Raw genomic sequence first — 26,910 nt, 5'->3', positions numbered from 1 at the left:
GGTTCCTGTCCGGCGGCGAACGGAGAAACGGCGCCGGAAAGCACCGCCCTCGCTCGCCCCTACAGTGCTGCCTGTCGTCAGAGGATGAAATCGCCCTTCACGAGGTCGATATTGGCGTCGATTTTGATCGAGAAGTCGGATTTCCTGTCGCCGTTGACGTCGCCATAGATGAAGGTGTCGCCGCCGGAGTTGACGTAGCGCAGTTCGCCCGCCTTGCCGGAATAGGCCTTCTCGCCGATGAAGGTGAAGGCCTGGTTGCCGGAGGATTTGGTCGAGGCGTCGATGGCCGAGAGGTCGATCTTGTCGCCCTGGCTGCGCGAAAAATCCTCGATCGTGTCGCGGCCCGTGGACGAGACGGTCGAGTCCGAGAGCGACCTGTAGATGAAGCGGTCCGCGCCCGTGCTGCCATAGAGGATGTCGGCGCCGGAATTGCCGGTCAGGCGGTCGTTGCCGGAGCTTGCCTCCATCCGGTCGTTGCCGGAACCGCCGTTCAGCGTGTCGTTGCCCGAGCCACCGAGGAGACGGTCGTTGCCTGAACCGCCGCTCAGCGTGTCGTTGCCGGCGCCGCCGTTCAGCGTGTTGGCGCCCGTATTGCCCGTTATCGTGTTGTTGCCGCTGTTGCCGGTGCCGCTCAGATTGCCAGAGCCGGTGAGCACGAGATTTTCGAGCGTGGCGGACAGGGTGTAAGAGATCGACGCCTTGACGGTATCGGTCCCCTGGGCGACGAATTCCTGCACCTTGTCGCCCGTCGAATTGACGATATAGGTGTCGTTGCCGGTGCCGCCCTGCATCAGGTCGGAGCCGCCCTTGCCGTCCAGCGTGTCGTTGCCGCCATAACCGCGCAGGGTTTCGTTGAAGGCCGTGCCGGTGAGCGTCTCGGAGCGGTTGCTGCCGGTCACGTCGACGGCATATCGGCGCTGGTAGACGCCGTAACCCGATCCGTCCTCGAACTCGCTGGACCAGCTGACGACCCAGCTGCCATCGGGCAGTCCGACGACCAAAGCCTCGCGCTGAGTACCGGCGGTGACGTCGTTGACGCGGGTTTCCGCACCGGCAGCAGAGCCGTCGGCGTTGTACCGCTGCATATGTATGTCGCCGCTGGACGACCAGACGACGACCCAGCCGCCATCGGCAAGACTTGCGACATCAGACCCAGTTGAGGAGGTATCGAGCTCACTGACCAAAACTTCCCCGCCATAGCGACCGCCATCCGCCGTGAAACGTTGCTGGACGATCGTGGTCTCGCTGAGTATCGCTCCAGTCGAGCTCCAAGTGACCACCCAGCCACCATCGGCAAGGGTGGTTACCTGACTATCCGCCTGCGCGGATTGCGTCCGCGTGTTGACAAGCGTCTCCGCGCCAGACCTTGCGCCCGAAGCATCGAAGCGCTGCTGATAGATGCCATCGGAACTCCCGTCCTGGCCAAAGGATTGCCACGTCACAAGCCAGCCACCGTCGGCCAAGGCCGTCACTTCGCAATACCTCTGGTTTTGCGTGGTATACGTGTTGACCCGCGTTTCCGCGCCGACGCGCACGCCATCGGCCCCGTAGCGCTGCTGGTAGATGCCTTCATTGCTGCCGTCCTGCCCATAGGACTGCCATGTGACCACCCAGCCACCGTCGACGAGTCCCGCCAGCGACGGGCTCGTCTGGCTCTCGGGCGTGTAGACGTTGACCAGGGTTTCCGATCCTTTGGGCGAACCGTCGGCATTGTAGCGCTGCTGCCAGATGCCGAAGGTATCAAGCGCGGGGTCGAGACCTTGCCAGACGACCACCCAGCCGCCATCGGCAAGAACCCGAACCTCGGGCGCAAGCTGATTGAAGAGCGTCGCTCCGTTGACCCGCGTTTCACCGCCTGCGGCGGAACCATCCGGATTGTAGATCCGCTGATAGATTCCATTGAGGCTTCCGTCCTGCCCGTCGGACTCCCAGACCACGACCCAGCCGCCATTCGGTCTGAGCGTGATTGCCGCGTTGTCCTGATCATTCGTCGTGTAGATGTTGACGCGTGTGATGGCGTTTCCGGTCGCGTTCGACAAAGCTGTTTCTCCCGGTCATCGTTGGCCCGATGCCGGGCAAGCTAGGAAGAAACGGGAGCGCCGGCAGTCGGCATATGCCGACCGGCAGACAGAAAATTGCGCTCCACGGACTTTCAGTCCGGCGTGGAAACGCCGGAGGCCGGTCCGCTGTTCAACAGCGCGACCAGTTGCGCCTGGCTGGTGGCGCCGGTCTTGCGGAAGATGCGCTCCAGATAGGTACGGGCGGTCTTTTCCGTGACCGCGAAGGATGCGGCGGCCGCCTTGACCGAGCCGCCTCCCGCCAGGAAACGGGCAAGACGGGCCTCGGCCGGTGTGAGGTCGAACAGGCCAGACAGCAGCGTCGGTGACGGCACCAGTCCTGACGCCGAAAGCGGCGAGACGGCGACGAGCACGCGGCCGGACGAAAAGAGATCCAGCCCCACCCGCCCGAGCGGCATCAGATGAACCAGCATGGGGGGACGGTCGTCCGCCACCGGCACGGCGATCGAGCGGACCGTCGGCGTGGGAGTCCCGTCGCCGCCGCCTGCGGCCAGAAGATCCTGCAGCGAGGCGCGGTAGATCGTATCCGCCGCGCGGTCATTGATCGCCAGTCCGTCATAGGCAAGCGGCACGAACAGGCTGCGCAGGGCCTCGAAATCGGCGTTCGCGGCCCGCAGGCGGCCGCCGGCGCCCAGGATGGCGGCCGGGATGCCGAGCGCCGTCAGCGCATCGAGCCGTTCCCGCTCCTTCACGGTCGCCATGCGCGTGCCGATCAGGCAGGCCCGGGCGAAATCGGCATAGAGGCGCTGGAAGGTCGCGAGCGCGCCAGAGGGAAAAGGGCCGTCGGCCAGCCAGCGCTCGAAGGCGAGCGCCACGACCTGGCCGGTGGGCATGGCGATGATCGTGCCGACCTGGGCGCCCAGACCATGCTCCGCCCACAGCCGGTGGGGGATATCGGCGGCCAGCAAGCCCGCGCCGAAATACTCGTCGGCGCGGACAAAGCCGGTGATGGGATTGGCCTGATAATGCAGCATGCGGCGATTGTCACGCCACAGCCCCTCGCCCACGAACCGCTCCATCAGCGGTCGTGAACGCGGAGTGGAAACGAACCGCAGCGGATTGGTGGCATCGAAAACGATCAGCGAACTGCTGGCCGCCCCGGACAGCGCCTCAGTCACCGTCAGAATATCAAGCCACAGATCGGGCTCGAACACCGCATCATAGATGCGCTCCCTGACATCCCGCTCCAGATGCTCCACGGAAAACCCCGCAACCGATCTCGTTTGCCGCACAATTCACAAAGTGCAAGGCTTGTTCCCCGTCCTTCGAGCGGGACATGTCGCAGAACAATAACAGAGATGACGGGCGTTCTGAAGCATACTGCGGGCTTGCGGCGCCCGGGGGCTGGCAGGACTGCCGGGCGCGCCTTGGCGCCCGGTCCACCGTTTATGGCTACAGAATGAAATCGCCCTTCACGAGGTCGATATTGGCGTCGATCTTGATCGAGAAGTCGGATTTCCTGTCGCCGTTGACGTCGCCATAGATGAAGGTGTCGCCGCCGGAGTTGACGTAGCGAAGCTCGCCGGCCTTGCCGGAATAGGACTTCTCGCCGATGAAGGAGAAGGCCTGGTTGCCGGAGGATTTCGTCGAGGCGTCGATGGCCGAGAGGTCGATCTTGTCGCCCTGGCTGCGGGAGAAATCCTCGATCGTGTCGCGGCCGGACGACGAGACCGTGCTGTCCGACAGGGACTTGAAGATGAAGCGGTCGGCGCCCGAGTCGCCGAAAAGCACGTCGGCGCCGGAACTGCCGGTCAGCTTGTCATTGCCCGAGCCGCCCTTCATCCGGTCGTTGCCGGAGCCGCCGAGAAGGCTGTCATTGCCGGCACCGCCGTACAGGCTGTCGTTGCCGGCGCCGCCGCTCAAACTGTCATTGCCGCTGTAGCCGTTCAGCGTGTTGTTGCCGGAATTGCCGCCGATCGTGTTGGAGAGCGAATTGCCGGCACCGCTGGTATTGCCCGTGCCTGTCAGCACGAGCTTTTCCAGATTGCTGCCCAGCGTATAGCTGCGGCTTGCCCGCACCGTGTCGGTGCCGCCGCCCGAGCTTTCGACAACCACGTCACCGGAATTGTCGACATAGTAGGTGTCGTTGCCGGAGCCGCCTTCCATGCGGTCGGCGCCGGTGCCGCCGTTCAGCGTGTCGTTGCCGGAGCCGCCGATCAGGCGGTCATTGCCCGCACCGCCGCTCAGGCTGTCATTGCCGGAGCTGCCGTTCAGCGTGTTGTTGCCGCTGTTGCCGGTGATCGTGTTGTTCAGGCTGTTGCCGGTGCCGCTGGTATTGCCCGTGCCCGTCAGCACCAGGTTCTCGACATTGCTGCCGAGCGTGTAGCTGCGGCTTGCCCGCACGGTGTCGGTGCCGCCGTTCGAGCTCTCGACCACGACGTCGCCGGAATTGTCGACATAGTAGGTGTCGTTGCCGGAGCCTCCTTCCATGCGGTCGGCGCCGGTGCCGCCGTTCAGGGTATCGTTGCCGGAACCGCCGATCAGCCGGTCATTGCCGGAGCCTCCATTGAGGCTGTTGTTGCCGCTGTTGCCCGTTATGACGTTGTCCAGACTGTTGCCGGTGCCGCTGGTATTGCCGGTGCCTGTCAGCACCAGGTTTTCGACATTGGCGCCGAGGGTATAGCTGCGGTTGGCGCGCACCGTGTCCGTGCCGGCATCCGCCTCCTCGACCACCACGTCGCCGGCATTATCGACATAATAGGTGTCGTTGCCGGCGCCGCCCTCCATGCGGTCCGCCCCGGCCTTGCCATCGAGCCTGTCATTGCCATCACCGCCGATCAGCGTCTCGTCGAACGCCGTGCCCGTCAGGGTGTCATTGCCCGAGGTGCCCTCGATATCGGCGGCGAAGATGCGCTGGTGGACGGCTCTGATTTCGAATCCATTTAAGGCGGCCCAGGTCACGACCCAATTCCCGCCCGGCAGGGCCTCGACGCTGGGGAAATAGCCATAGGCCTCCTCGGTCGTCGCAACGAATTCCTCGCCGCCAACCGGATTGCCGTCGCTGTCGTAGCGTTGCTGATAGATGCCGCGCTGACTGTCGCCAAAGGACTGCCAGACGACGACCCAGCCGCCGTCATCGAGCGCGGCGACCGAGGGTTCCTTCTGGCTGCCCTCGGTCGTGGTGTTCACCCTGCTTTCACCGCCGACCTCGTTTCCGTTGGCATCATAGCGTTGCTGATAGACCCCATCGCTGTCTCCATCCTGGTCCCCGGAGTTCCAGGTGACGATCCAGCCGCCATCGGCGAGAACGGCTGCATCATGGCTAGCCTGATTGTCCTGAATGGTCGTGTTGACCATCGACATGAGACCGGTCGGAGAGCCGTCCGCATCGAACCTCTGCATGAACACGTCACGCGCCGTGCTGTCGTTATAAAACATCCAGAAGGTGATCCAGCCGCCATCCGGCAGGGCGATCACAGCGTCAGTGCTCGGGTAAGAGACATTGGTGGGGCTGGCCGCCGTCTCGCCGCCGACCTTGTCGCCATCGGCATCGAACCGCTGCTGATAGACAGCCGTGTTGCTACCGCTGCCGCCCCAGGCAACGACCCAGCCGCCATCCGCGAGCGTCGTGATCTGCGGATCTGACCCCGACTTGTTGGTCATGTCGAGACGCTCGGGCGAACCGACCGCATTGCCGTTCGAATCGAAAACGAACTGGTAGATACCGAATCCGTCCTCGCCGCCGGTCCTCATCACGGTCACCCATCCGCCATCATCGAGAGTGGCAACAGCGGGACCATACGCGCTGCCGGGAGCTTCAAAAACAGTGACCGTTTCGCCTACGGTATTGCCGGCGGCATCGAACCGCTGCTGGAGGACAACCATCGGTGCATCGTCGTCATCGCTTGTCCGTGCGCGCCATGTCGTGAGCCAACCACCATCGGCAAACGTTGCGATACCGGCATCTCTGACGGTTCCGTTATCCCCTGTGTAGACGGTTGTTTCTGCCTGTGCGGTGGCGTTCGAGCTCATCTGCTTTCCCTTCTATGTTGTTCGCGGCGGCGCGACATGGGCGTCGCCGATGAGACATCGACGTTTGCGGTAATCATGGTCCGGGCATCGTTGCCGGAGAGCGTCGCGGCTAGCGCCCACGACGTCCCCGTCCCCGGCCCGCTCACAGAATGAAATCGCCCTTCACGAGGTCGATATTGGCGTCGATCTGGATGGCGAAGTCGGAGATCTTGTCGCCGTTGACGTCGCCGTAGATGAAGGTGTCGCCGCTCTTGTTGACGTAGCGAAGCTCGCCCGCCTTGCCGGAATAGGACTTCTCGCCGATGAAGGAGAAGGCCTGGTTGCCGGAGGATTTGGTCGAGGCGTCGATGGCCGAGAGGTCGATCCGGTCGCCCTGGCTGCGCGAAAAATCCTCGATCGTGTCGCGGCCCGAGGACGAGACCGTGCTGTCCGACAGGGACTTGAAGATGAAGCGGTCGGCGCCCGAGTCACCGAAAAGCACGTCGGCGCCGGAACTGCCGGTCAGCTTATCATTGCCGGAGCCGCCCTTCATCCGGTCGTTGCCGGAGCCGCCGAGAAGGCTGTCATTGCCGGAGCCGCCGTACAGGCTGTCGTTTCCGGCCCCGCCGCTCAAACTGTCATTGCCGCTGTAGCCGTTCAGCGTGTTGTTGCCGGAATTGCCGCCGATCGTGTTGGAGAGCGAATTGCCGGCACCGCTGGTATTGCCCGTGCCCGTCAGCACGAGCTTTTCCAGATTGCTGCCGAGTGTGTAGCTGCGGCTTGCCCGCACCGTGTCGGTGCCGCCGTTCGAGCTCTCGACCACGACGTCGCCGGAATTGTCGACATAGTAGGTGTCGTTGCCCGAGCCGCCTTCCATGCGGTCGGCGCCGGTGCCGCCGTTCAGCGTGTCGTTGCCGGAACCGCCGATCAGCCGGTCATTGCCGGAGCCTCCATTGAGGCTGTCATTGCCGGAACTGCCATTCAGCGTGTTGTTGCCGCTGTTGCCGGTCATGACGTTGTTGAGGCCGTTGCCGGTGCCGCTGGTATTGCCCGTGCCCGTCAGCACCAGGTTCTCGACATTGGCGCCGAGGGTATAGCTGCGGCTTGCCCGCACGGTGTCGGTGCCGCCGCCCGAGCTTTCGATCACCACGTCGCCGGCATTGTCGACATAATAGGTGTCGTTGCCGGCGCCGCCCTCCATCCGGTCGGCGCCAGAACCGCCATTCAGGGTGTCGTTGCCGGAACCGCCGATCAGGCGGTCATTGCCGGAGCCTCCACTGAGGCTGTTGTTGCCGCTGTTGCCCGTTATGACGTTGTCCAGACTGTTGCCGGTGCCGCTGGTATTGCCGGTCCCTGTCAACACGAGGTTTTCGACATTGGCGCCGAGGGCATAGCTGCGGTTGGCGCGCACCGTGTCCGTGCCGGCATCCGCCTCCTCGACCACCACGTCGCCGGCATTATCGACATAATAGGTGTCGTTGCCGGCGCCGCCCTCCATGCGATCCGCCCCGGCCTTGCCGTCGAGCCTGTCATTGCCATCGCCGCCGATCAGCGTCTCGTCGAACACGGTGCCCGTCAGGGTGTCATTGCCCGAGGTGCCTTCGATATCGGCGGCGAAGATGCGCTGGTGGACGACTGGCCTAGAGGTAACCGGGTCCTCCGATACCCAGCTGACGATCCAGCCGCCATTGGGCAGGGCGGTCACGGAAGCACTATCCTGGTAGCCTTCCGTCGTCACATTGACGAGCGTCTCGGTTCCGACCGCATTGCCGTCGCTATCGTAGCGCTGTTGATAAATGCCGTAGCTGTCGCCATCCTGGCCAAAGGACTGCCACGTCACCACCCAGCCGCCATCTGAAAGCGCGACGACGTCCGCATCGCTCTGGAAACTGGTGCTGGTCGTATTGACCTGCGTCTCCCCGCCGACGGCGTCGCCGTCGCTGTCGTAGCGCTGCTGGAAAATGCCGGTCTGGTCGGCATCGGGCGACTCCCAGGTCACCACCCAGCCACCATCCGAAAGCGCGGCAACGGCCGGAAATCGCTGCGATCCCGCGCTCGTCGAATTGACCCGCGTCTCGCCGTCGACCTTATCCCCATTGGCGTCGAACCGCTGCAGGAATATATTCCCGTCGACGACAAACCATGTAACAACCCAGCCGCCGTCGGAAAGGGCCACCAAGTCGGGGAAGACATGCCGACCCGACGTCGTCGTATTGACCTGCGTTTCCGCGCCGACCGTATTGCCGTCGGCGTCGAAACGCTGCTGCAACACGTCCTCATTTCCGGCACCCGCTTGCCAGGTCGTGACCCAGCCGCCGTCGGAAAGAGCCACGCTTTTGACAAGACGAACATCGCCCCCGGTCGTATTGACCTGCGTTTCCGCGCCGACCGTATTGCCATCGGCGTCGAAACGCTGCTGGACGATCGGGCCCCCGTCGCTCGTCACGATAAAGCCGCCGTCCGCAAGAGCGACCACCGTCGGCTTAAAATGCTCTACTTCAGGATCACCCACCGGGATTTCGGCGCCCACCGGATTTCCCGCTGCGTCGAAGCGCTGCATAAATATATGGGTGTCATCGGCGTCGTCAGTCGCCGACCAGATGGCGATCCAGCCGCCAGCCGGCAGCAAGGTGACGCTCGGGTCGTTCATCCCGCTCGCGGCTGTCGTGCTGACAACGATTTCTTTGGTTCCGGTTGCGTTCGAGCTCATCTCATTGGTCCTTCAAATCGTTCAAAACGGTCGTCGTGTCGCGCCCGGCGGGTTCGTACATGCCGCCTCATGCGGTTCCGCCGGGCGCGATCGCCGTGCCTTGAGGCACAGCCCTGCTGTTTCATCACCGCCGCGCGCAGGCGGTGTCGGATGTCTTCGTCATCTTTCCATTCCGGGCAGCGGCGTGGTCGCGTTCAATCGCCCCCCCCTTGCCAGATCGGCGGCCGCACTTGCTGTGCCGCGCATCACATGCCGCGCCCCTTGTGAAATCGTAGGAGAACCGCAGCCGGGATCAGCCGGTAGCGGCCGGAGCACAAAACGGTGAACTTTTACCACTTGGAAAAAAATCGGCGCGGCCCCGCAAATCGCGGTGCGTGCACAAGTCATTGCGTTTTGTGCAGCGACGGCTATTTTCCGAACGATACGCCGTGGAATGCATTTGCGGCGCTGCGACGCGGTTTGCGTGCATGGCCCTCCGACCGGGGCACCAGAACGGCCCCGGTTTCGATATTTGATACGAAAATCACCTCATAAAAGAATTTCAAGCGAGCGACTGCAAATGAGCCTACATGACAGCCTGGCCGGCGACCGGACGCGGATACCGAACTTCAGGTTTTCGACCGAAAGCATCCGGCAGGAGGATCAGTTCGACGCCTGGTGCGAGTTCACGTCATCGATGTGCGACCTGGAGGCGATCACGCCGCCCTCGCAGGGCTTTCGCGCCAGCGCCGATTCCTATCGCCTCGGCTCGCTGCAACTGACCTCGTTCGAGCTCTCGCCGATGAACTTCCGCTACACGCACGATATCGTCCGGCGATCCGGCTTCGACCACTGGTGCATCAGCGTGGTGACGCAGGGGCCGGTGGGCTACGAAAGCCGGGACAGCGAGTTCAAGGTGCCGGCCGGCCAGCTGATCCTGCACTCCTATGCCAGCCCCTTTTCCGGCGTGATGGACAAAACCAATTACAGCGGCGTGTTCTTCACCCGCGACGACTTCTGGGACATCGCCGACCAGCTGGACCGCGCCGCGCATCAACTGGTGCAGGGGCCGATGTCGCAGATCCTGCGCGATTTCCTGGTATCGATCGCCAACCGCGCCAACCATCTGACGGTCGGCGAGGCCTCGGCCGTCGGCGATGCGTTCGGACAGCTGATGCGGGCGATGATCGCCGGCACGCCGGCGACGCTCGAAAGCGCGCAGGCGCCGATCGCAGCCGTGCAGTTCGACCGGGCGCGTCGCCACATCAACGCCAATCTCCGCTCGCCCGACCTGAGCGCCGACCAGATCTGCGCCACGATCGGCGTGTCGCGCCGCCAGCTCTATTATCTCTTCGCGGAACAGGGTGGCGTCGCGACCTATATCCGCAATCGCCGTCTCGCCGCCTGCTATGCCGCGCTCTCGAAGACGTCGGACGGCCGGCTGGTCAGCTCGATCGCCTACGAATACGGCTTTACCAACCTTTCGTCCTTCTACCGGCAGTTCCACGCCCGATACGGTTTCAGCCCGACCGAGGCCCGCGCGGCGGCGCGAAGCGGCGCGGCACCGGCCAGCGCCGACACCGGCACCTTCGTGGACTGGCTGTTGCGCACCGAGCCGGCCTGAGCGCCGGCCGCCTGACCGACCCGTTTTTTTCTGCCGGCGCCGTTCATCGGGAGCGCCGACGCCCGTTTGCCAAGGTTCGACATGCTTATCGAAATCGTATTGCCGCTCATCCTGATCGTCATCATGTTCTCGCTCGGCCTGGAGCTCGGGCCGCGAGATTTCGCCGAGGTGGCTCTTCGTCCGAAGGCGTTCGCGCTCGGCGCCTTCAACCAGATGCTGGTGGTGCCGCTTGCCGCCTTCGTGCTGGCAATGCTGTTTTCCCTGCCGCCGGAACTGGCGGTCGGGCTGATGATCCTGGCCGCCAGCCCCGGCGGCGTGCTGTCGAACTCGGCGACACGGCTGGCCGGCGGCAATGTGGCGCTCTCCATCTCGCTGACGGCGGTGATCTCGCTCGCCGCGACGCTGACCCTGCCGCTGGTGGTGGCCTTTGCCGTCGGGTATTTTCGCGGCGCCGAGGCGCCGGCGCTCGATGTGACCGGGCTCGGTCTCACGGTCTTCGTGCTGACGGCGGCCCCGGTCGGCCTCGGCGTTCTCGTGCGCCGGTATTTTCCCCGCTTCGTCGCAAAAAGCTCCGCGGCGATTGCACGGTTTTCGATGTGGCTGTTCCTGGTGACCATCGTCGCGGCTGTCATCGCCAACTGGCAGGCCTTCGCCGACAATATCGGATCGCTGTGGCCCGTGCTCATCGCGCTCAACGCCACGCTTCTGGCCGTCGGCTGCCTGACGGCCTCTCTCGCCCGCCTGCCCGCGCGGGACATGACGGCGATCGCCATCGAAACGGGCACCCAGAACGGTGCGCTTGGCATCGCCGTCGGCCTGGCGGTGGCTGCGACAAGCACCGGCCTGCCCGACACGACTCTGCCCTCGGTCATCTACTCGATCACCGCCTGGATTTTGACCATGCCCTTCGTGCTGTGGCGACGGAGCCGGTCTTCCAGCTTACCAGCGACCGCGCCTGATGGCGTTGCCTGACGGATTTTCCACCTACAAAATGAAATCGCCCTTCACGAGGTCGATGTTGGCGTCGATCCTGATCGCGAAATCCGAGGTCTTGTCGCCGTTGACGTCGGCGTAGATGAAGGTGTCGCCGCCGGAGTTGACGTAGCGCAGTTCGCCCGCCGCTCCCGAGAACGCAGATTTTTCGCCGATGAAGGAGAAGGCCTGGTTGCCGGAAGACTTGGTCGAGGCGTCGATGGCGGAGAGGTCGATTTTATCGCCCTGGCTGCGCGAGAAGTCGAGGATCGTGTCCCGGCCGGAGGAGGAGACCGTCGAGTCGGAGAGAGACGTGAAGACGAAACGGTCGGCGCCGGTGCCGCCGGTAAGCGTGTCGGCGCCGGTGCCGCCCGTCAGGCGATCATTGCCGGAGCCGCCGTTCATCGTGTCGTTGCCGATGCCGCCAAGGAGGGTGTCGTTGCCGGCATTGCCGTTCAGCGTGTCGTTGCCGGCGAGGCCTGTCAGCGTGTTGTTGCCGGTGTTGCCTGATAGGGTATTGGCGAGGTCGTTGCCGGTGCCGGCGAAGTTGCCGGTGCCTGTGAGCACGAGGTTCTCGATATTGGCGCCGAGGGTGTAGCTGCGGCCGGCGCGGACCGTGTCGGTGCCGCCGTTTAAGGCTTCGACGACGACGTCACCGGCATTGTCGACCACATAGGTGTCGTTACCGGCGCCGCCGGTCATGGTGTCGGCTCCGGCGCCGCCGTTTAGCGTATCGTTGCCGGCGCCGCCCAGCAGGGTGTCGGTGCCGGCATTGCCCTGCAGGTCGTCGTCGTCGTCGCCGCCATCCAGCGTCTCGTTGCCGGTGCCGCCCTGGATCACGTCGTCGCCGGCGCCGCCATAGACAGTGCCGAGGATGGTTCCGAGCCGTCCGTCGTAAAGGTCGGCGCCGCCGCCCAGCAACACATCCCCGCTCATCCGGCCGCTATTGGTGATCTCGGTGATGCCGTCGCCGCCTGACGCACCGTTGAACGCCATCAACGGCCCCGAAATGGTTCCGGTATTGGTGATGACCATCCGTTCCGAGCCGAGCTGGATGATGCCGGCGTTGACGCCGTCATCGTCCGTGCCGCTGATGACACCTGTGTTGGTGATCGTCGACGTTCCCGTTCCATCGGCTTCGACCTCAATGCCGAAGCCGCCGGAAATCCTGCCAGCATTCTCGATCAGGCTGCCGGAGGACTGCATTCGGAACCCCGCCTGGGTCGCGTCCAGAACGCCTGTCTCGTGAACGGTGACGCGAATGTTTCCGGCGGTTCCAGCGCTGGAGCCAGCATATAGCGAATACCTGAGCCCGTAGACGAGGCCGTGGATATCGATTGCATGGTCCGTTCCGGGCGCCTGCAGCCCGTCGAAGACCGGCGCCGAAACGATCGCGTTCTGCGCGACAATCACATCATCGCCGCCGGACACGGTGGCGCCGTCAAGATCAAGACCTGTTATAGTAATCGTTGCCATCGCGCACTTCTCCCGTCGCCAGACCCTTCAGCCGGGCAGCAGCCACGACCTTGCGGGGTGGTGCGGAGGATCGCACGATGGCGCGGATAGCGCCTGTGTCGCGCGTCACGGCAACGGCACTCCGGGATCGGATATCGCCATCTGGTTGCCTGCCCGGCTTCCGGCCCTACAGAATGAAATCGCCTTTCACGAAGTCAATGGTCGCGTCGATCCGGATGGCGAAATCGGCTTTTCTGTCACCGTTGACGTCGGCGTAGATGAAGGTGTCGCCGCCGGAGTTGACGTAGCGCAGTTCGCCCGCCGCTCCCGAGAACGCAGATTTTTCGCCGATGAAGGAGAAGGCCTGGTTGCCGGAAGACTTGGTCGAGGCGTCGATGGCGGAGAGGTCGATTTTATCGCCCTGGCTGCGCGAGAAGTCGAGGATCGTGTCCCGGCCGGAGGAGGAGACCGTCGAGTCGGAGAGAGACGTGAAGACGAAACGGTCGGCGCCGGTGCCGCCGTAGAGCTTGTCGGAGCCGGCGCCGCCGGTGAGACGGTCGTTGCCGGAACCGCCTTCGAGGCGGTCGTTGCCGGAGCCACCGAGAAGGCTGTCATTGCCGTTGCTGCCGCGCAGTATGTCGTTGCCGCCGGCACCCGACAGCGTGTTATTGCCGGTGTTGCCGGTGATCACATTGGCGAGGCTGTTGCCGGTGCCGGAGAGGTTGCCGGTGCCTGTCAGCACGAGGTTTTCGACGTTGCTGCCGAGGGTGTAGCTGCGGCTGGCGCGGACCGTGTCGGTGCCGGCGTTTGCCGCTTCAACGACGATGTCGCCCGCGTTGTCGACATAGTAGGTGTCGTTGCCGGTGCGGCCCAACATCGTGTCGGCGCCGCCACCGCCGTTCAGCACATTGTTGCCGGCATTGCCGACGATCATATTGGCAAGCCCGTTTCCGGTGCCGTTGATGCTGGCGGAACCGATCAGCACGAGATCCTCGACATAGGCGGCGAGCGTATGGGAGACCGAAGCGTCGACGGTATCGTGTCCCCCGCCCGATCGCTCGGTGACGACGTCGCCTGCATTGTCGACGTAATAGGTGTCGTCGCCCGCGCCACCGATCATAGTATCGGCGCCGGCGGCGCCGTTCAAAACGTTGTCGCCGGAATTGCCGGTGAGCCTGTTGGCAAGCCCGTTGCCGGTGGCGTCGATGTTGGCGGTGCCTGTAAGGACGAGGTTCTCGACATGGGCCGAGAGCGCATAGCTCAGCGCCGCGCGGACCGTGTCGCTGCCGGCGGAGGCGGTTTCGCGCACGACATCGCCGACATCATCGACATAATAGGTGTCGTTGCCGGCGCCGCCCTCCATCGTGTCCGCGCCGGCTTTTCCGTCGAGCGTGTCGTCGCCGGCCATGCCGCGCAACAGGTTGTCGCCGGTATTGCCGGTCAGGCGGTTGTCGAGATCGTTTCCGGTGGCGTCGATGTTCGCCGAGCCGGTCAGCACGAGGTGTTCGACATTGTCGCCGAGGGTGAAGGTGACCGAGGCGCGGACGGTATCCGTGCCGCCATTGGCGTCCTCCTCGACGACATCATAGATGCTGTTCACCTGGTAGACGTCGTCGCCGGCAAGACCGCGCATCAATTCGCCGAGGACGGTGCCGGAGATCGTATCGTCAGCGGCGGTGCCGTCGATGTCGGGAGCGTACCAGCGATGCACGATGTCACCCTCAGAGGCCCAGCTCACCACCCAGCCGCCATTAGCAAGCGCGGTGACGACGGGCTCGATCTGGTTGCCGACCGTTGTGGAATTGACCAGCGTTTCGCCGCCGACCGCCGTTCCGTCGGCGGCGTAGCGCTGCATGTAGATGCCAGCGCCGCTTGGATCGGCCGATTGCCAGACGACCACCCAGCCGCCATCGGCGAGCCCGGCGACATCCGGCGACCATTGGGCATTTACGGTGGTGGTGTTGACGAGCGTCTCGGACCCGGAAAGGCTGCCGTCGGCGGCGAAGCGCTGCATCCTGATGTCGTGCTCGTCGTTGCCGCCCATCCAGACGATAAGCCAGCCCCCGTCGGCAAGGGCGGCTGCCACGGGCGTCTCGTCGCCGTTTGTGTAGCTGTCTTCGATGGGATTCTCAAAGCCGAGGGACGTGCCATCCGCGGCGTAGCGCTGGAAATAGATCCCGGGACCGATGACGCGACCGGAGTGGCTCCAGACGACCAGCCAGCCGCCGCCGTCAAGCGGAATCACATCCGGGTGCGCCTGATCACCCTGCCACCTCGTATTGACGATCCCCTGGCTGATGAGCTGTCCGTTTGCATCGAACCGGCGCTGGCTGATTCCCAAGTCATTGCCGTCAGCAAAGTTGCTTTGCCAGGAGATCACCCATCCGCCATCGGCAAGGGAGGAGATCGCGGGCGAACCCACATACGGCCAAGCGCTGTCGAAAGCAGCCTCTCCGCCCAAGGCGCTGCCGTCGCTCGCATAGCGCTGATGGCCGATGAAGTCGCTGCCGCCGGTTTGGTATGTCCACGTCACCACCCAGCCGCCATCGGCAAGGGCGGTCACGGCCGGTTCGCCTGCGTTGTAGCTCGTATCGGTATTGACGACCGTGGGGCTGCCCATCGCCGTTCCATCGGGGGTGAAGCGCTGCTGATAAACCGCGTTCGAGATGCCATTTGGGCCCAGACCGAACGACGTGATCACCCAGCCGCCATCGGCAAGCGCCGTGATGGAATGGAAGCCGGTCGATCCGGAGGCGATGTTCTCCGCCGTGAACTCAGAACCTGCCGTCGCCTGAATTGTCATCAACAACATCCTTTCTGGAAAAATCTGCCGGCCGGTACCCCTGGCGGCGCCGTCTCACAAAATGAAATCGCCCTTCACCAAGTCGATGTTGGCGTCGATGCGGATCGAAAAATCCGAGGTCTTGTCGCCATTCACATCGCCATAGATGAAGGTGTCGCCGCCGGAGTTGACGTAGCGCAGTTCGCCGGCCTTGCCGGTAAAGGCCTTCTCGCCGATGAAGGAGAAGGCCTGGTTGCCGGAGGATTTCGTCGAGGCGTCTATCGCCGAAAGGTCGATCCTGTCGCCCTGACTGCGGGAGAAATCCTCGATGACATCGCGACCCGACGAGGAGACGGTCGAGTCGGAGAGCGCCTTGAAGATGAAGCGGTCGGCGCCCGAGCCGCCGTACAGCACGTCGGCGCCGGAATTGCCGGTCAGGCGGTCATTGCCGGAACTGCCCTCCATCCGGTCGTTGCCGGACCCGCCGTTCAGGACGTCGTTGCCGGAGCCGCCGAGCAGACGGTCATTGCCCGAGCCGCCCGACAGCGTGTCATTACCGGAACTGCCGTTCAGCGTGTTGTTGCCGGAATTGCCCGTGATGCTGTTCGCGAGGCTGTTGCCGGTGCCGGAGAGGTTGCCGGTGCCTGTCAGAACGAGGTTTTCGACATTGCTGCCAAGGGTGTAGCTGCGGGCCGCCCGCACAGTATCGATGCCGCCGTTGGAGCTCTCGACCACCACGTCACCGGCGTTGTCGACATAATAGGTGTCGTTGCCCTGGCCTCCCTCCATCCGGTCGGCCCCGGTGCCGCCGTTCAGGACGTTGTTGCCGGCGTTGCCGGTCAGGCTATTGGCGAGGTCGTTGCCGGTTCCGTTGAGGTTGGCGGAACCTGTCAGGACGAGGTTTTCAACGTTGGCTGTGAGGTTGTATGAGATGGACGCGTTGACAGTGTCGGTGCCGTCGGCAACGCGTTCGTTGACGACGTCGCCGGCGTCGTCGACATAAAAGATGTCATCCCCCTCTCTGCCGTCCATGAAGTCAGCGCCGGTTCCGCCATCAAGGACGTCGGCGCCGGTACCGCCATCCAGAGTGTCGTTGCCGGACCCGCCATTGAGAACATCGTCGCCGAAACCTCCTTCCAGGGTGTCATTGCCGCCACCGCCGCTCAGGATATCGTTGCCATTTTCGCCGTCGAAGATCTCGTCACCGGCCCCGCCCAGCAGCTCGTCGTCGCCAAAGCCACCTTCGACAACACCCACAATCGTTCCCAGCCGGCCATCATAATAGTCATTGTCATCATAAAGGCGCACGTCGCCCTTCAGGACGCCGCTGTTTATAATGCGGTCCACGCCGTAGGACACGGATGTAATCGAATAGCTACCGCCCTCGATGACCCCGGTATTGTGGATCTCGAAGGTACTGCCAGTGTCTCCCTCAAGCAGCACCCCAGCGTACAGACTGGTGATGGTTCCCCGGTTGGTGATCAGTGACGGATCGCCGGAAAAAGCAGCAAACTGCTGCAGAGATATACCGGCATCGCCGCCCCATATCAGGCCGTCATTGGTGATCGACTGTCCGTCCGCGCTGAGATAGATGCCGTAATGATCAAATCCCATTACGACCCCGCTTGCGCCGACATTGACGGTCGAGTCGTCGGTGACCATTCCCCAGACGCCCCGAATGCCACTGGCGCCGACAATCTGTCCTTCGATATCGAATTGACTGCGTGCACCGTTGAACTGGATTGCAGCGTAATCGATGGTCACCAGTCTGACGCCTGCGGCAAGGATGTAATGCTCGTCGTCCTGCACCTCAAGATACGTCGCGGTGCCGCTCCAGTCCGTGGTGATCGTCGTCGCCATGTTCTTTCTCCCTTGTGTGTTGTTTCAAACCTGCTCCCGTGTCGCGGGCATTTTCAGTCGATCACGAGCGCACCCGCGGCGCCGTCTCACAAAACGAAATCGCCCTTCACGAGGTCGATGTTGGCGTCGATCCGGATCGAAAAATCCGATTTCCGGTCGCCGTTCACGTCCGCGTAGATGAAGGTGTCGCCGCCGGAATGGACGGTGCGGAGCTCTCCCGCCTTGCCGGTGAATGCCTTCTCGCCGATGAAGGAGAAGGCCTGGTTGCCGGAGCTTTTGGTGCTGGCGTCGAGGGCCGAGAGGTCGATCCGGTCGCCTTGGCTGCGGCTGAAATCGTAGATCGTGTCGCGGCCTGACGACGCGACGGTGCTGTCGGAGAGTGCGGTGAAGACGAACCGATCGGCGCCCGTCCCGCCGTAAAGCTTGTCGGCGCCATTACCTCCGGTCAGGCGGTCGTTGCCGGCCTCGCCTTTCAGGGTGTCGTTGCCGGCGAGGCCGGAGAGCGTGTTGGCGCCGGAATTGCCGGTGATCACGTTGGCGAGGCTGTTGCCGGTGCCGGAGAGGTTTCCGGTGCCTGTCAGGATCAGGTTTTCGACATTGGCGCCAAGGGTGTAGCTCCGGCTGGCGCGGACCGTATCGGTGCCGGCGTTCGCGGCCTCGACCACCACGTCGCCGACGTTGTCGACATAGTAGATGTCGTTGCCCTGACCTCCCTCCATCCGGTCGGCGCCGGTGCCCCCGTTCAGGACGTTGTTGCCGGCGTTGCCAGTCAGGCTATTAGCGAGGTCGTTGCCGGTGCCGTTGATATTGCCGGTGCCTGTGAGGACGAGATTTTCGACATTGGCCGTCAGGGCGTAGGTGATCGAGGCATTGACCGTATCCGTCCCTGCCCCGCTGTTTTCGGTGACAACATCGCCGGCGTCGTCGACATGGAAGGTATCGTTGCCGATGCCGCCCTCCATGGTGTCGGCACCGGCGCCGCCATCGAGAACGTCATTGCCATCGGCGCCGTAGAGCGTATCGGTGCCGGCGCCGCCGGACAGGCTGTTGTCGCCGTCATTGCCGGTCAAGGTGTTGTCGAGGTCGTTGCCGGTGCCGTCGATATCGTCGGTGCCCGACAGCACCAGATTCTCGACATTGGCGGTCAAGGCATAGCTGATCGCGGCGTTGACGGTGTCCGTGCCCTCGCCCGTGCTCTCGGTCACGACGTCGCCGGTATTGTCGACGTAGTAGGTGTCGTTTCCGCTGCCTCCCTCCATGCGATCGGCGCCGGTGCCGCCGTCGAGGCTGTCATTGCCAGTGCCGCCGATCAACGTGTCGGTTCCGGCATTGCCTTCCAACTGGTCATCGTCGGCGCCGCCGTCGAGCGTCTCGTTGCCGGTGCCGCCTTGGAGCACGTCGTTGCCACTGCCGCCGTAAACGACACCAAGGATCGAGCCCAGCCGTCCGTCATAGAGATCGTCGGCGCCGCCGAGCAGCACGTCGCCGATCATGCGGCCACTGTTGGTGATTTCGGTGACAGCAAGATTGCTTGGGACGAACGAGCCATTGAAGGACGTCGTTACGCCCGCGATGAGGCCGGTATTGGTCAGGACGAGCTTCTCGGATCCGTACTGCTCGATGGCTGCGTAAAGCGAATCGCCTGCGCCGATGATCGAGCCGCTGTTGACGATGGTCGACGTGGTGGAGCCGCTTGCGGCGATAAAGATACCGTAGGTGCCGGAGATCAGTCCGGCGTTAGTGATCAGGCTGCCGGAAGACGTCACGAGAACGCCCTCGACGGTCGAGGTCAGCACACCGGTGGCATGAACGGTGAGCACATTGCTACCAGCGATCGCGCTATTCGAGCCGAGTGAGATCGACCAGGTCCCGCCGAAAACGTGGCCGTAGATGTCGATGTCGTGGTTCGTGCCATAGGCGGTGATGCCTGCGGCGTTGAATGTGGCCGTATTGCCAACGACGGCGCCGTAGCGGACGATCACATCATCGCCGCTCGTGATCGCCGTCGCGGTAGTGCCGACAGTCCTGCCGGTAAAGTCTTGCAGTGCCATTATCCGATCTCCCGAAGCTATGGAACGCAGCGATCCACGCCGCGCGGCCCTCGAACACATGGTTGCGAACCGGCGGCGGTCCGCCTACCGCCGGCTCGCCCGATCCGCCGCCTCACAAAATGAAATCGCCCTTCACGAGGTCGATGTTAGCGTCGATCCTGATCGCGAAATCGGGGGTCTTGTTACCGTTGACGTCAGCGTAGATGAAGGTGTCGCCGCCGGAATGGACGGTGCGGAGTTCGCCCGCCTTGCCGGTGAATGCCTTCTCGCCGATGAAGGAGAAGGCCTGGTTGCCCGTGGATTTCGTCGACGCGTCGAGGGCGGAGAGGTCGATCTTGTCGCCCTGACTGCGAGAGAAGTCGTAGATCGTGTCGCGGCCCGACGACGCGACGGTGCTGTCGGAGAGTGCGGTGAAGACGAACCGATCGGCGCCCGTCCCGCCGTAAAGCTTGTCGGCGCCCGTGCCGCCGGCAAGGCGGTCGTTGCCGGCCTCGCCTTTCAGGGTGTCGTTGCCGGCGAGGCCGGAGAGCGTGTTATTGCCGGTGTTGCCGGTGATCACGTTGGCGAGGCTGTTGCCGGTGCCCGTCAATCCTCCGGTGCCTGTCAGCACGAGGTTTTCGACATTGGCGCCAAGGGTGTAGCTGCGGGCGGCGCGGACCGTGTCGATGCCGGCGTTGGCCGCTTCAACGACGATGTCGCCGGCATTGTCGACGACATAGGTGTCGTTGCCGGCGCCGCCGGTCATGGTGTCGGCGCCCGCGAGCCCGTCGAGCGTGTTGTTGCCGGCATTGCCGGTCAGCGTGTTGGCGAGCGCGTTGCCGGTGCCGCTGATATTGGCTGTGCCCGTCAATACGAGGTTTTCGACATTGGCTGTCAGCACGTAACTGATCGACGCGCGGACGGTATCTGTGCCCTCGCCCGCGTTCTCCGTGACCACGTCGCCGGCATTGTCGACAAAATAGGTATCGTTGCCGGTTCCGCCAAAGAGGGTGTCGGCGCCGCCGCCGCCGTTCAGGATGTCGTTGTCATCGCCGCCATAGAAGGTTTCGGCGCCTGCGCCGCCGAGCAATTCGTCGTCGCCATCGCCGGCCTCGACGTCGCCGACGATCGTGCCGAGGCGGCCGTCGTAATAGTCGTCACCGCTGCCGAACGAGATCGCGCCCTTGATGGTGCCGCTGTTGGTCAGGCGGTCCGCCGCACCGCCGGATTGCAAGGCATGGGTTCCGCCCTCGATCCGCCCGGTATTGGTGACCTCGATGCGGGCGTCGCTGACGCTTGAGTAGATCGCGATCGTGGTGCCGATGATGGTCCCGTCATTGGTGATGGTATTGACACCACCTCCGGCGGCAAACAGCGGCTGGAAATTGATGCCGTACGAGGCCCCCCAGATCAGCCCTTGATTGCTGATGACATGGCCGTAGTCGATCAGCGAGATGGCATCGCCCGCCGATCCCAAGGCCGCTCCGAGCGGGCCGACATTGATCGTCGCGTTGCCGTATTCAAGGCCGGCGATGGCATTGTTGCCGACGACCATGCCTTCAACATCGAGACGCGCATTATCGGCCTCGATATAGATGGCCGTTCCACCAAATGTCGACATGATGCTGACGCCGGCGGCGATGACATACTGGTCTGCGTCCTCGATATCGAGAAAGGTGCCGGTGCCGGTCCAACTGGAGGTAATCGTCGTCGTCATGATTTTCTCCCGTCACAAAGTCTCTGTTGATCAAAGGATGAAGTCGCCCTTCACGAGGTCGATATTGGCGTCGATGCGGATGGCGAAATCGGATTTCCTGTCGCCGTCGACGTCGGCGTAGATGAAGGTGTCGCCGCCGGAGTTGACATAGCGGAGCTCGCCGGCCTTGCCGGAATAGGACTTCTCGCCGATGAAGGAGAAAGCCTGGTTGCCGGAGGTCCTGGTGCTGGCGTCAATCGCCGAGAGGTCGATCCGGTCGCCCTGCGAGCGGGAGAAATCCTTGATCACGTCGCGGCCGGTGGAGGAAACCGTGCTGTCGGCGAGCGCGGTAAACACGAAACGGTCGGCGCCCGTGCCGCCATAGAGCGTATCGGCGCCCGTGCCGCCGGCGAGGCGGTCGTTGCCGGCCTCGCCTTTCAGGGTGTCGTTGCCGGCGAGGCCGGAGAGCGCGTTGGCGCCGGAATTGCCGGTGATCACGTTGGCGAGGCTGTTGCCGGTGCCGGAGAGGTTGCCTGTACCTGTTAGCACGAGGTTTTCGACATGGCTGCCGAGCGTGTAGCTGCGGGAAGCGCGGACCGTGTCCGTGCCGGCATTGGCCGCCTCGACGACCAGGTCACCCGAGTTATCGACGTAATAGGTGTCGTTGCCGGTGCCCCCTTCCATGCGGTCGGCGCCCAGGCCGCCGTTCAGGGTGTCGGCGCCGCCAAGGCCGCGCAGCGTGTTGTTGCCGGAATTGCCGGTGATGACGTTGTCGCGGGTGTTGCCGGTCGCGGCGATGTTGCCCGAGCCCGTGAGAACGAGGTTCTCGACATTGGCGGCGAGGGTATGCGAGACCGATGCGCGGACGGTATCGGCGCCGGCATTGGCGCCTTCGACGACGACATCGCCTGTGTTGTCGACGTAGTAGGTATCATTGCCGGTACCGCCTTCCATGCGGTCGGCGCCGCCGAGGCCGTTCAGCACATCGTTGCCGCCGAGGCCTTTCAGCGTCTCCGCCCAGGACGAGCCGGTCAGCGTGTCGGCCCCGGTGGTGCCGACGCGATCGAGGGCGTAGTGGCGGATATGGGGGCCTTGCCCCCCTGGCGCGCTGCTGCTGGCGTTCCACATCACCAGCCAGCCGTATTCCGTCGCCACGATGGATGGCTTGTCCGAGACGTTGCTATCGACGATCACGGTCTCGCCTCCGACGCGACTGCCGGCCGCGTTGAAGCGCTGCTGGACGAGACTAAAGATACCGCCTAGGCCTTGCGAAACCCAGGCGACGACAAAGCCGCCATCCGCAAGGGCGACGATGGCAGGGGAACCCTGCGCGCCGCTCGTCGTGGTATTGACCGCGACTTCGCCGCCGACCGGATCGCCATTGGCATCATAGCGCTGAAGATAAACGCCATGCTGATTGCTATCCAGCCCCTGCCAGACCACCACCCAGCCACCGTCCTCCAGCCCCGTAGCGGCCGCATCGACCTGGCTGCCGACAGTTGCGGTATTGACGCGCGTTTCGGACCCAACCAGCACGCCGTTGGCCGCATAGCGCTGCATGTATATATCGGTGTCGTCGGCACGATCATCGAAGGCGGTCCAGGCCACGAGCCAGCCACCGTCCTCCAGCGCCGTCACCGAGGGAGTGTCCTGGCTGCCCGGATGATAGGTGTTGACCACGATCTCACCCCCGACCGGCGTTCCATCCGCCGCGTAGCGCCGCTGGACAATGCCGTTGCCATCGAGGTCTATGTCGAACCCAGACCAAGTGACGACCCACCCGCCATCCGACAACAATGCGATGGAGCGCTCGTAGGAGATCGTCGTTTCGAAGGTGTTGACCTGGCTTGGGGATCCCACCAGCCCGCCGTTGGAATCGTAGCGTCGCTGGAAGATGTCACCCGATTCGAAATCGGTATCATCGCCGAGCCAGTTCAGAACCCAGCCGCCGTCTTCATGTGCGGTGACGCGTGGAGCAACAGCGTAGGTCATGTCCGAGGCAAGCTCGATTACTCCGCCGACACGACTGCCGTCGGCGGCATAGCGCTGCATGGATATGCCTTTTCCACCGCCCTCCACATCCACAACCCAAGCGACGACCCAGCCACCGTCGGCGAGGCCCGTGACCGATTGGCTAAAACCGCCAGAGCTGGTGTTGACGCGCTCGATTGCGCTGCCTGTCGCCTCGGATCCCATGTCGAAACCTCCATCCCGCCGTTGAGAAAAGGGGCCGGCGAAAGGACAGGCGCCGTCGTTCGGTCCCGCGACAATCAAGTCCGCGTGACCGGCGACACACCTTGCTTTTCAGCGGTCGGCACCCCTGCTAACAGGATGGATAGACAAGGAAAAAAGCGGTTACAACAATTTTGGGAGGTAATTGTCCGGCAGACGCGATTTTGGCGGGAATGGTCAAAATGCGTGACGTGGCTGGTCAAAAACGCGGAAGAATGTTTTCCTTGCCCTGACGATTTCAGCACCAGCCCATCTTTGACCCGACCGGCCCATGACGATCAAGACACCGATCCCTGCCATTCACGTCGATACGCAAGATTTTCCCGCCGCAGAGCAGTTCGCCACCTGGAGCCGCGGCGTTACCACCCACAAGATCACCCGGCCGGTGGCGGCGACGGAGCCGTTCATGGCCGTGGTCGATGCCTGGATGCTGGGCGACATGGTGCTCACCCATTCGCGGCTCGATCCGACGAAATTTTCGCGCACGACCGAGATGATCCGCGCCGACGGCCTCGACTGGGTGCAGGTGGTGCTGATCAATGCCGGCACGCTGACCTTCCAGACGGACGATCAGGGCGAGCCGCGGCAGATGTGGCAGGGCGAGGTTGCCGCCTTCGACGCGCGCCGGCCGCTGACGACGGAAAGCTCCGTCATCGAGTGCGTGACCTGCACGGTGGCGCGCCGCGCCTTCACCGCCGTCAACCACGAGCCGTTCCACCACCATGGACGGGTGATCGACGGGCCCTGGGGGCGGCTGCTCGCCGATTGCCTGCTGTCGCTCGTCCGGCAGGTGGGCGAAATGCAGGCCGCCGACGCGGCGAACCTGACGACCGCCTTCGTCAACCTGCTGGTGACGGCCTTGCGTGCCAAGGAGCGCGACGCGCCGGTCCCGCCGCAGAAACCCTCCGTGCCGCTGCGCCAACGGGTTGAGGCCTATATCGACCAGAACCTCACCGCCGCCGACCTGACGCCGAAGAAGATCGCCTCCGATCTCGCGGTGTCGCAGTCCAATCTCTACCGCGCCTTCGCCAATACCGGCGGGGTGACCGCCTATATCCGGCGGCGGCGGCTGGAGACGATCCATTCCCGGCTCAATGGCGGCGACGCGATCTCGGTCGGCGAGGTGGCACGCGCCTACGGCTTCGTCAGCGCCGCCCATTTCAGCCGCGCCTTCCGCCGCCAGTTCGGCTTCGCGCCGCGCCGGACCCGCGCCATGGACATGCCGGCGGGACCGTTGATCGACACGGAAAACGCCAACCTCTTCCGCGCCTGGGAAGAGCGGCTGAGCTGAGCGGCGCGCGCATGCCTCAGAGGATGAAATCGCCCTTCACGAGGTCGATGTTTGCGTCGATGCGGATGGCGAAGTCGGACGCCTTGTCGCCGTTGACGTCGGCGTAGACATAGGTATCGCCGCCGGAATTGACGTAGCGCAGTTCGCCCGCCTTGCCGGAATAGGCCTTCTCGCCGATGAAGGTGAAGGCCTGGTTGCCGGAGCTTTTGGTGCTGGCGTCGATGGCCGAGAGGTCGATCTTGTCGCCCTGGCTGCGGGAGAAGTCGTAGATCATGTCGCGGCTGGTGGAGGAGACGGTGGAGTCAGAGGTCGCGGTGAAGATGAAGCGGTCGGCGCCCGATCCACCGTAGAGCTTGTCGGCGCCAGAACCGCCGGTGAGCTGGTCGTTGCCGGCCTCGCCCTTGAGGGTGTCGTTTCCGGCCAGACCTTTGAGGATGTTGTTGCCGGAGTTGCCGGTGAGCACGTTGGCCGAGGCGTTGCCGTTGCCGTTGAGGTTGCCTGCGCCGGAAAGGATCAGGTTCTCGACATTGGTTGCCAGCGTGTGGCTGATCGAGGAGCGGACCGTATCGGTGCCGGCGTTCGAACCTTCGACGACAACGTCGCCGGAATTGTCGACGTAGTAGGTATCGTTGCCCGTGCCGCCTTCCATGCGGTCGGCGCCCGAGCCGCCGTTCAGCGTATCGTTGCCGGAACCGCCCAGCAAAGTATCGTTGCCCGCGCCGCCGTCGAGCGTGTCATTACCCGAACCGCCATCGATGCGATCGTTGCCGCCAAGGCCGCTCAGGGTATTGTTGCCGGAGTTTCCTGTGATGACATTGGCGAGGCTGTTGCCGGTGCCGGTGAGGTTGCCGCTGCCTGTCAGCACGAGGTTCTCCACCGAACCGCCGAGGGTGTACGAAATGGAAGCACGGACGGTATCCGTGCCCTGGGCGGCCATTTCCTGGACCTGGTCGCCGGCCGAGTCGACGATGTAGGTATCGTTGCCGAAGCCGCCGAGCATGATGTCGTTGCCGCCGGCGCCGTCGAGCGTGTCGTTGCCGCCATAGCCGCGGATGGTCTCGTCGAAGGCGGTGCCATCAAGCGTCTCGGCGCGTGCCGTGCCGTCGATGTCGGTGGCGAAGACGCGTTGGGCGATGCCGGAACCGCTCCCATCCGACGTTTGCCATGTCACGACCCAGCCGCCGTCGGGTAATGACGCGACTTGGGGCGCGCGGGCAGAACCTTGGATATTCATCCTGGTTTCGGTTCCCACCGCATGGCCAGCGGCATCATACCGCTGCTGGTACACACTGTCCTGCTGCAAGGACGTCCAGACAATTATCCAGCCACCATCTGCAAGACCGGCCGCGACCGACTCGCGTTCAATCCCTGCCCGGAACGTGTTGACCAGTTGATCCTCCCCGACGGCATTTCCATCGGCGTCGTAACGCCGCTGATACACATCGTGACTTCCAGTCTGACCGTTGGACGCAAATGTGACGAGCCAGCCGCCATCGGCGAGCGCCGCGACCGAACTCGTAAGCTGGGCGCCACCGAGAAAGCTATTGACCCGCTGCTCGGCGCCTATCGCATTTCCGTCGGCACCATAGCGCTGCTGGTAGATATCCATAGAGACTTCCTGATCGCTGGAGACCCACACCACCACCCACCCGCCATCGGACAGTGCCGTGACGGTTGCCTCGGTCTGATAGCCGACAACATGTGTATTGACGCGCGTTTCAACACTCACGGCCTCCCCCTCGCCATTGAAGCGCTGCTGATAGATTCCGTATCCCGAGCCGTCCTGATCGAAGGACTGCCAGGTAACAACCCAGCCACCGTCGGATAGAGAGGTGACGGACGAGAGATCGCGAGTGTAGTTCACCTGGCTATCGACCCGGCTTTCAACGCCCATCGGCTGCGCTTCGGAGTCGAAACGCCTGTGAAAAATTCCGTCGTTCCAAGTGAGGGCATCGCACGTCCACGTGACGACCCACCCACCGTCGACGAGGGCGGCGATGGCAGGATTGGTATTGGTGGTGTTAATGACACCTTCGTACACCAGAACCTCGTCGCCCACCGCGACGCCCGTGGCGTCATAGCGCTGCTGCCGCACCCCAACGGTGCCTGCTTCGTTCAGATGTGACCATGCCACCACCCAGCCGCCATCGGCGAGCGTGGTGATCGTGGCGCTCCACTGAATGCCGTCAGTCGTGGTGTTGACGATGGTCTCGCTGCCACCGGTCGCTCTTGCCGTCATGATCCTTCCGC

General features: G+C 63.7%; 15 protein-coding genes. 3 read left to right on the top strand and 12 right to left on the bottom strand.

What is annotated here, in order from left to right; translation table 11 throughout:
* Window positions 1-77 precede the first annotated feature (77 nt).
* From J5J10_RS12955 to J5J10_RS12940, 4 genes are all read right to left on the bottom strand, one after another.
* Complete coding sequence (locus J5J10_RS12955; protein WP_211930195.1) at window positions 78-2,039, bottom strand: type I secretion C-terminal target domain-containing protein; 1,962 nt, start codon at window positions 2,037-2,039, stop codon at window positions 78-80.
* Window positions 2,040-2,152: 113 nt separating this feature from the next.
* On the bottom strand, window positions 2,153-3,277 hold the full coding sequence (locus tag J5J10_RS12950) for a helix-turn-helix transcriptional regulator (protein ID WP_211930194.1): 1,125 nt from the start codon (window positions 3,275-3,277) through the stop codon (window positions 2,153-2,155).
* Window positions 3,278-3,470: 193 nt separating this feature from the next.
* Window positions 3,471-6,050 (bottom strand): calcium-binding protein, encoded by a 2,580-nt coding sequence (locus J5J10_RS22670; protein WP_211930193.1) that lies wholly within the window; start codon window positions 6,048-6,050, stop codon window positions 3,471-3,473.
* 142 nt (window positions 6,051-6,192) lie between these two features.
* Window positions 6,193-8,739 (bottom strand): calcium-binding protein, encoded by a 2,547-nt coding sequence (locus J5J10_RS12940; protein WP_211930192.1) that lies wholly within the window; start codon window positions 8,737-8,739, stop codon window positions 6,193-6,195.
* Between the two features lie 559 nt (window positions 8,740-9,298).
* Between J5J10_RS12940 and J5J10_RS12935 the strand changes: the two genes are divergently transcribed.
* Both J5J10_RS12935 and J5J10_RS12930 read left to right on the top strand, forming a co-directional pair.
* On the top strand, window positions 9,299-10,342 hold the full coding sequence (locus J5J10_RS12935) for a helix-turn-helix domain-containing protein (RefSeq protein WP_211930191.1): 1,044 nt from the start codon (window positions 9,299-9,301) through the stop codon (window positions 10,340-10,342).
* A gap of 81 nt (window positions 10,343-10,423) precedes the next feature.
* The gene (locus tag J5J10_RS12930) at window positions 10,424-11,314 is read left to right on the top strand and encodes a bile acid:sodium symporter family protein (RefSeq protein WP_211930190.1); all 891 of its coding nucleotides are present in this window, start codon (window positions 10,424-10,426) and stop codon (window positions 11,312-11,314) included.
* Window positions 11,315-11,326: 12 nt separating this feature from the next.
* Here the strand turns inward: J5J10_RS12930 and J5J10_RS22665 are convergent, their stop codons facing one another.
* From J5J10_RS22665 to J5J10_RS12895, 7 genes are all read right to left on the bottom strand, one after another.
* Window positions 11,327-12,790 carry a calcium-binding protein gene (locus J5J10_RS22665; RefSeq protein ID WP_282959989.1) on the bottom strand — a complete coding sequence of 488 codons (1,464 nt, stop codon included), beginning with the start codon at window positions 12,788-12,790 and terminating at the stop codon, window positions 11,327-11,329.
* Window positions 12,762-12,899, bottom strand: a complete 138-nt coding sequence (locus J5J10_RS12920; protein ID WP_211930189.1) for a hypothetical protein — start codon at window positions 12,897-12,899, stop codon at window positions 12,762-12,764. Before J5J10_RS12920 ends, J5J10_RS22665 begins: the two co-directional genes overlap by 29 nt.
* Before the next feature lie 57 nt (window positions 12,900-12,956).
* Entirely contained in the window at window positions 12,957-15,572 is a 2,616-nt protein-coding gene (locus tag J5J10_RS12915) for a calcium-binding protein (protein WP_211930188.1), read from the bottom strand.
* Between the two features lie 54 nt (window positions 15,573-15,626).
* Window positions 15,627-17,411 (bottom strand): calcium-binding protein, encoded by a 1,785-nt coding sequence (locus J5J10_RS12910; protein WP_211930187.1) that lies wholly within the window; start codon window positions 17,409-17,411, stop codon window positions 15,627-15,629.
* A gap of 86 nt (window positions 17,412-17,497) precedes the next feature.
* Window positions 17,498-19,462, bottom strand: a complete 1,965-nt coding sequence (locus tag J5J10_RS22660; protein ID WP_282959988.1) for a calcium-binding protein — start codon at window positions 19,460-19,462, stop codon at window positions 17,498-17,500.
* A 112-nt stretch (window positions 19,463-19,574) separates the two neighbouring features.
* Window positions 19,575-21,158 (bottom strand): calcium-binding protein, encoded by a 1,584-nt coding sequence (locus tag J5J10_RS12900; protein ID WP_211930185.1) that lies wholly within the window; start codon window positions 21,156-21,158, stop codon window positions 19,575-19,577.
* 30 nt (window positions 21,159-21,188) lie between these two features.
* Window positions 21,189-23,333 carry a calcium-binding protein gene (locus J5J10_RS12895; RefSeq protein ID WP_211930184.1) on the bottom strand — a complete coding sequence of 715 codons (2,145 nt, stop codon included), beginning with the start codon at window positions 23,331-23,333 and terminating at the stop codon, window positions 21,189-21,191.
* A 307-nt stretch (window positions 23,334-23,640) separates the two neighbouring features.
* Here J5J10_RS12895 and J5J10_RS12890 point away from each other — a divergent pair, with 307 nt between their 5' ends.
* Window positions 23,641-24,660: a helix-turn-helix domain-containing protein gene (locus J5J10_RS12890; protein WP_211930183.1), complete on the top strand. Its 1,020-nt coding sequence runs from the start codon at window positions 23,641-23,643 to the stop codon at window positions 24,658-24,660.
* A gap of 16 nt (window positions 24,661-24,676) precedes the next feature.
* On the opposite strand, the gene J5J10_RS12885 is transcribed toward J5J10_RS12890, so the two are convergent.
* On the bottom strand, window positions 24,677-26,899 hold the full coding sequence (locus J5J10_RS12885; RefSeq protein WP_211930182.1) for a calcium-binding protein: 2,223 nt from the start codon (window positions 26,897-26,899) through the stop codon (window positions 24,677-24,679).
* Between the last annotated feature and the right edge of the window lie 11 nt (window positions 26,900-26,910).

This window comes from Ciceribacter sp. L1K23, from assembly GCF_018122705.1.
Lineage (GTDB): Bacteria > Pseudomonadota > Alphaproteobacteria > Rhizobiales > Rhizobiaceae > Allorhizobium.
This window is presented reverse-complemented; position numbering and strand designations above follow the sequence as displayed.

Bases quoted from the DNA above. Each gene is read 5' to 3' on its own strand.
- J5J10_RS12895 (WP_211930184.1), bottom strand. From the start codon at position 23,333: ATGGGATCCGAGGCGACAGGCAGCGCAATCGAGCGCGTCAACACCAGC.
- J5J10_RS12935 (WP_211930191.1), top strand. From the start codon at position 9,299: ATGAGCCTACATGACAGCCTGGCCGGCGACCGGACGCGGATACCGAAC.
- J5J10_RS12885 (WP_211930182.1), bottom strand. From the start codon at position 26,899: ATGACGGCAAGAGCGACCGGTGGCAGCGAGACCATCGTCAACACCACG.
- J5J10_RS22670 (WP_211930193.1), bottom strand. From the start codon at position 6,050: ATGAGCTCGAACGCCACCGCACAGGCAGAAACAACCGTCTACACAGGG.
- J5J10_RS22660 (WP_282959988.1), bottom strand. From the start codon at position 19,462: ATGGCACTGCAAGACTTTACCGGCAGGACTGTCGGCACTACCGCGACG.
- J5J10_RS12890 (WP_211930183.1), top strand. From the start codon at position 23,641: ATGACGATCAAGACACCGATCCCTGCCATTCACGTCGATACGCAAGAT.
- J5J10_RS12930 (WP_211930190.1), top strand. From the start codon at position 10,424: ATGCTTATCGAAATCGTATTGCCGCTCATCCTGATCGTCATCATGTTC.
- J5J10_RS12915 (WP_211930188.1), bottom strand. From the start codon at position 15,572: ATGACAATTCAGGCGACGGCAGGTTCTGAGTTCACGGCGGAGAACATC.
- J5J10_RS12910 (WP_211930187.1), bottom strand. From the start codon at position 17,411: ATGGCGACGACGATCACCACGGACTGGAGCGGCACCGCGACGTATCTT.
- J5J10_RS22665 (WP_282959989.1), bottom strand. From the start codon at position 12,790: ATGGCAACGATTACTATAACAGGTCTTGATCTTGACGGCGCCACCGTG.
- J5J10_RS12940 (WP_211930192.1), bottom strand. From the start codon at position 8,739: ATGAGCTCGAACGCAACCGGAACCAAAGAAATCGTTGTCAGCACGACA.
- J5J10_RS12900 (WP_211930185.1), bottom strand. From the start codon at position 21,158: ATGACGACGACGATTACCTCCAGTTGGACCGGCACCGGCACCTTTCTC.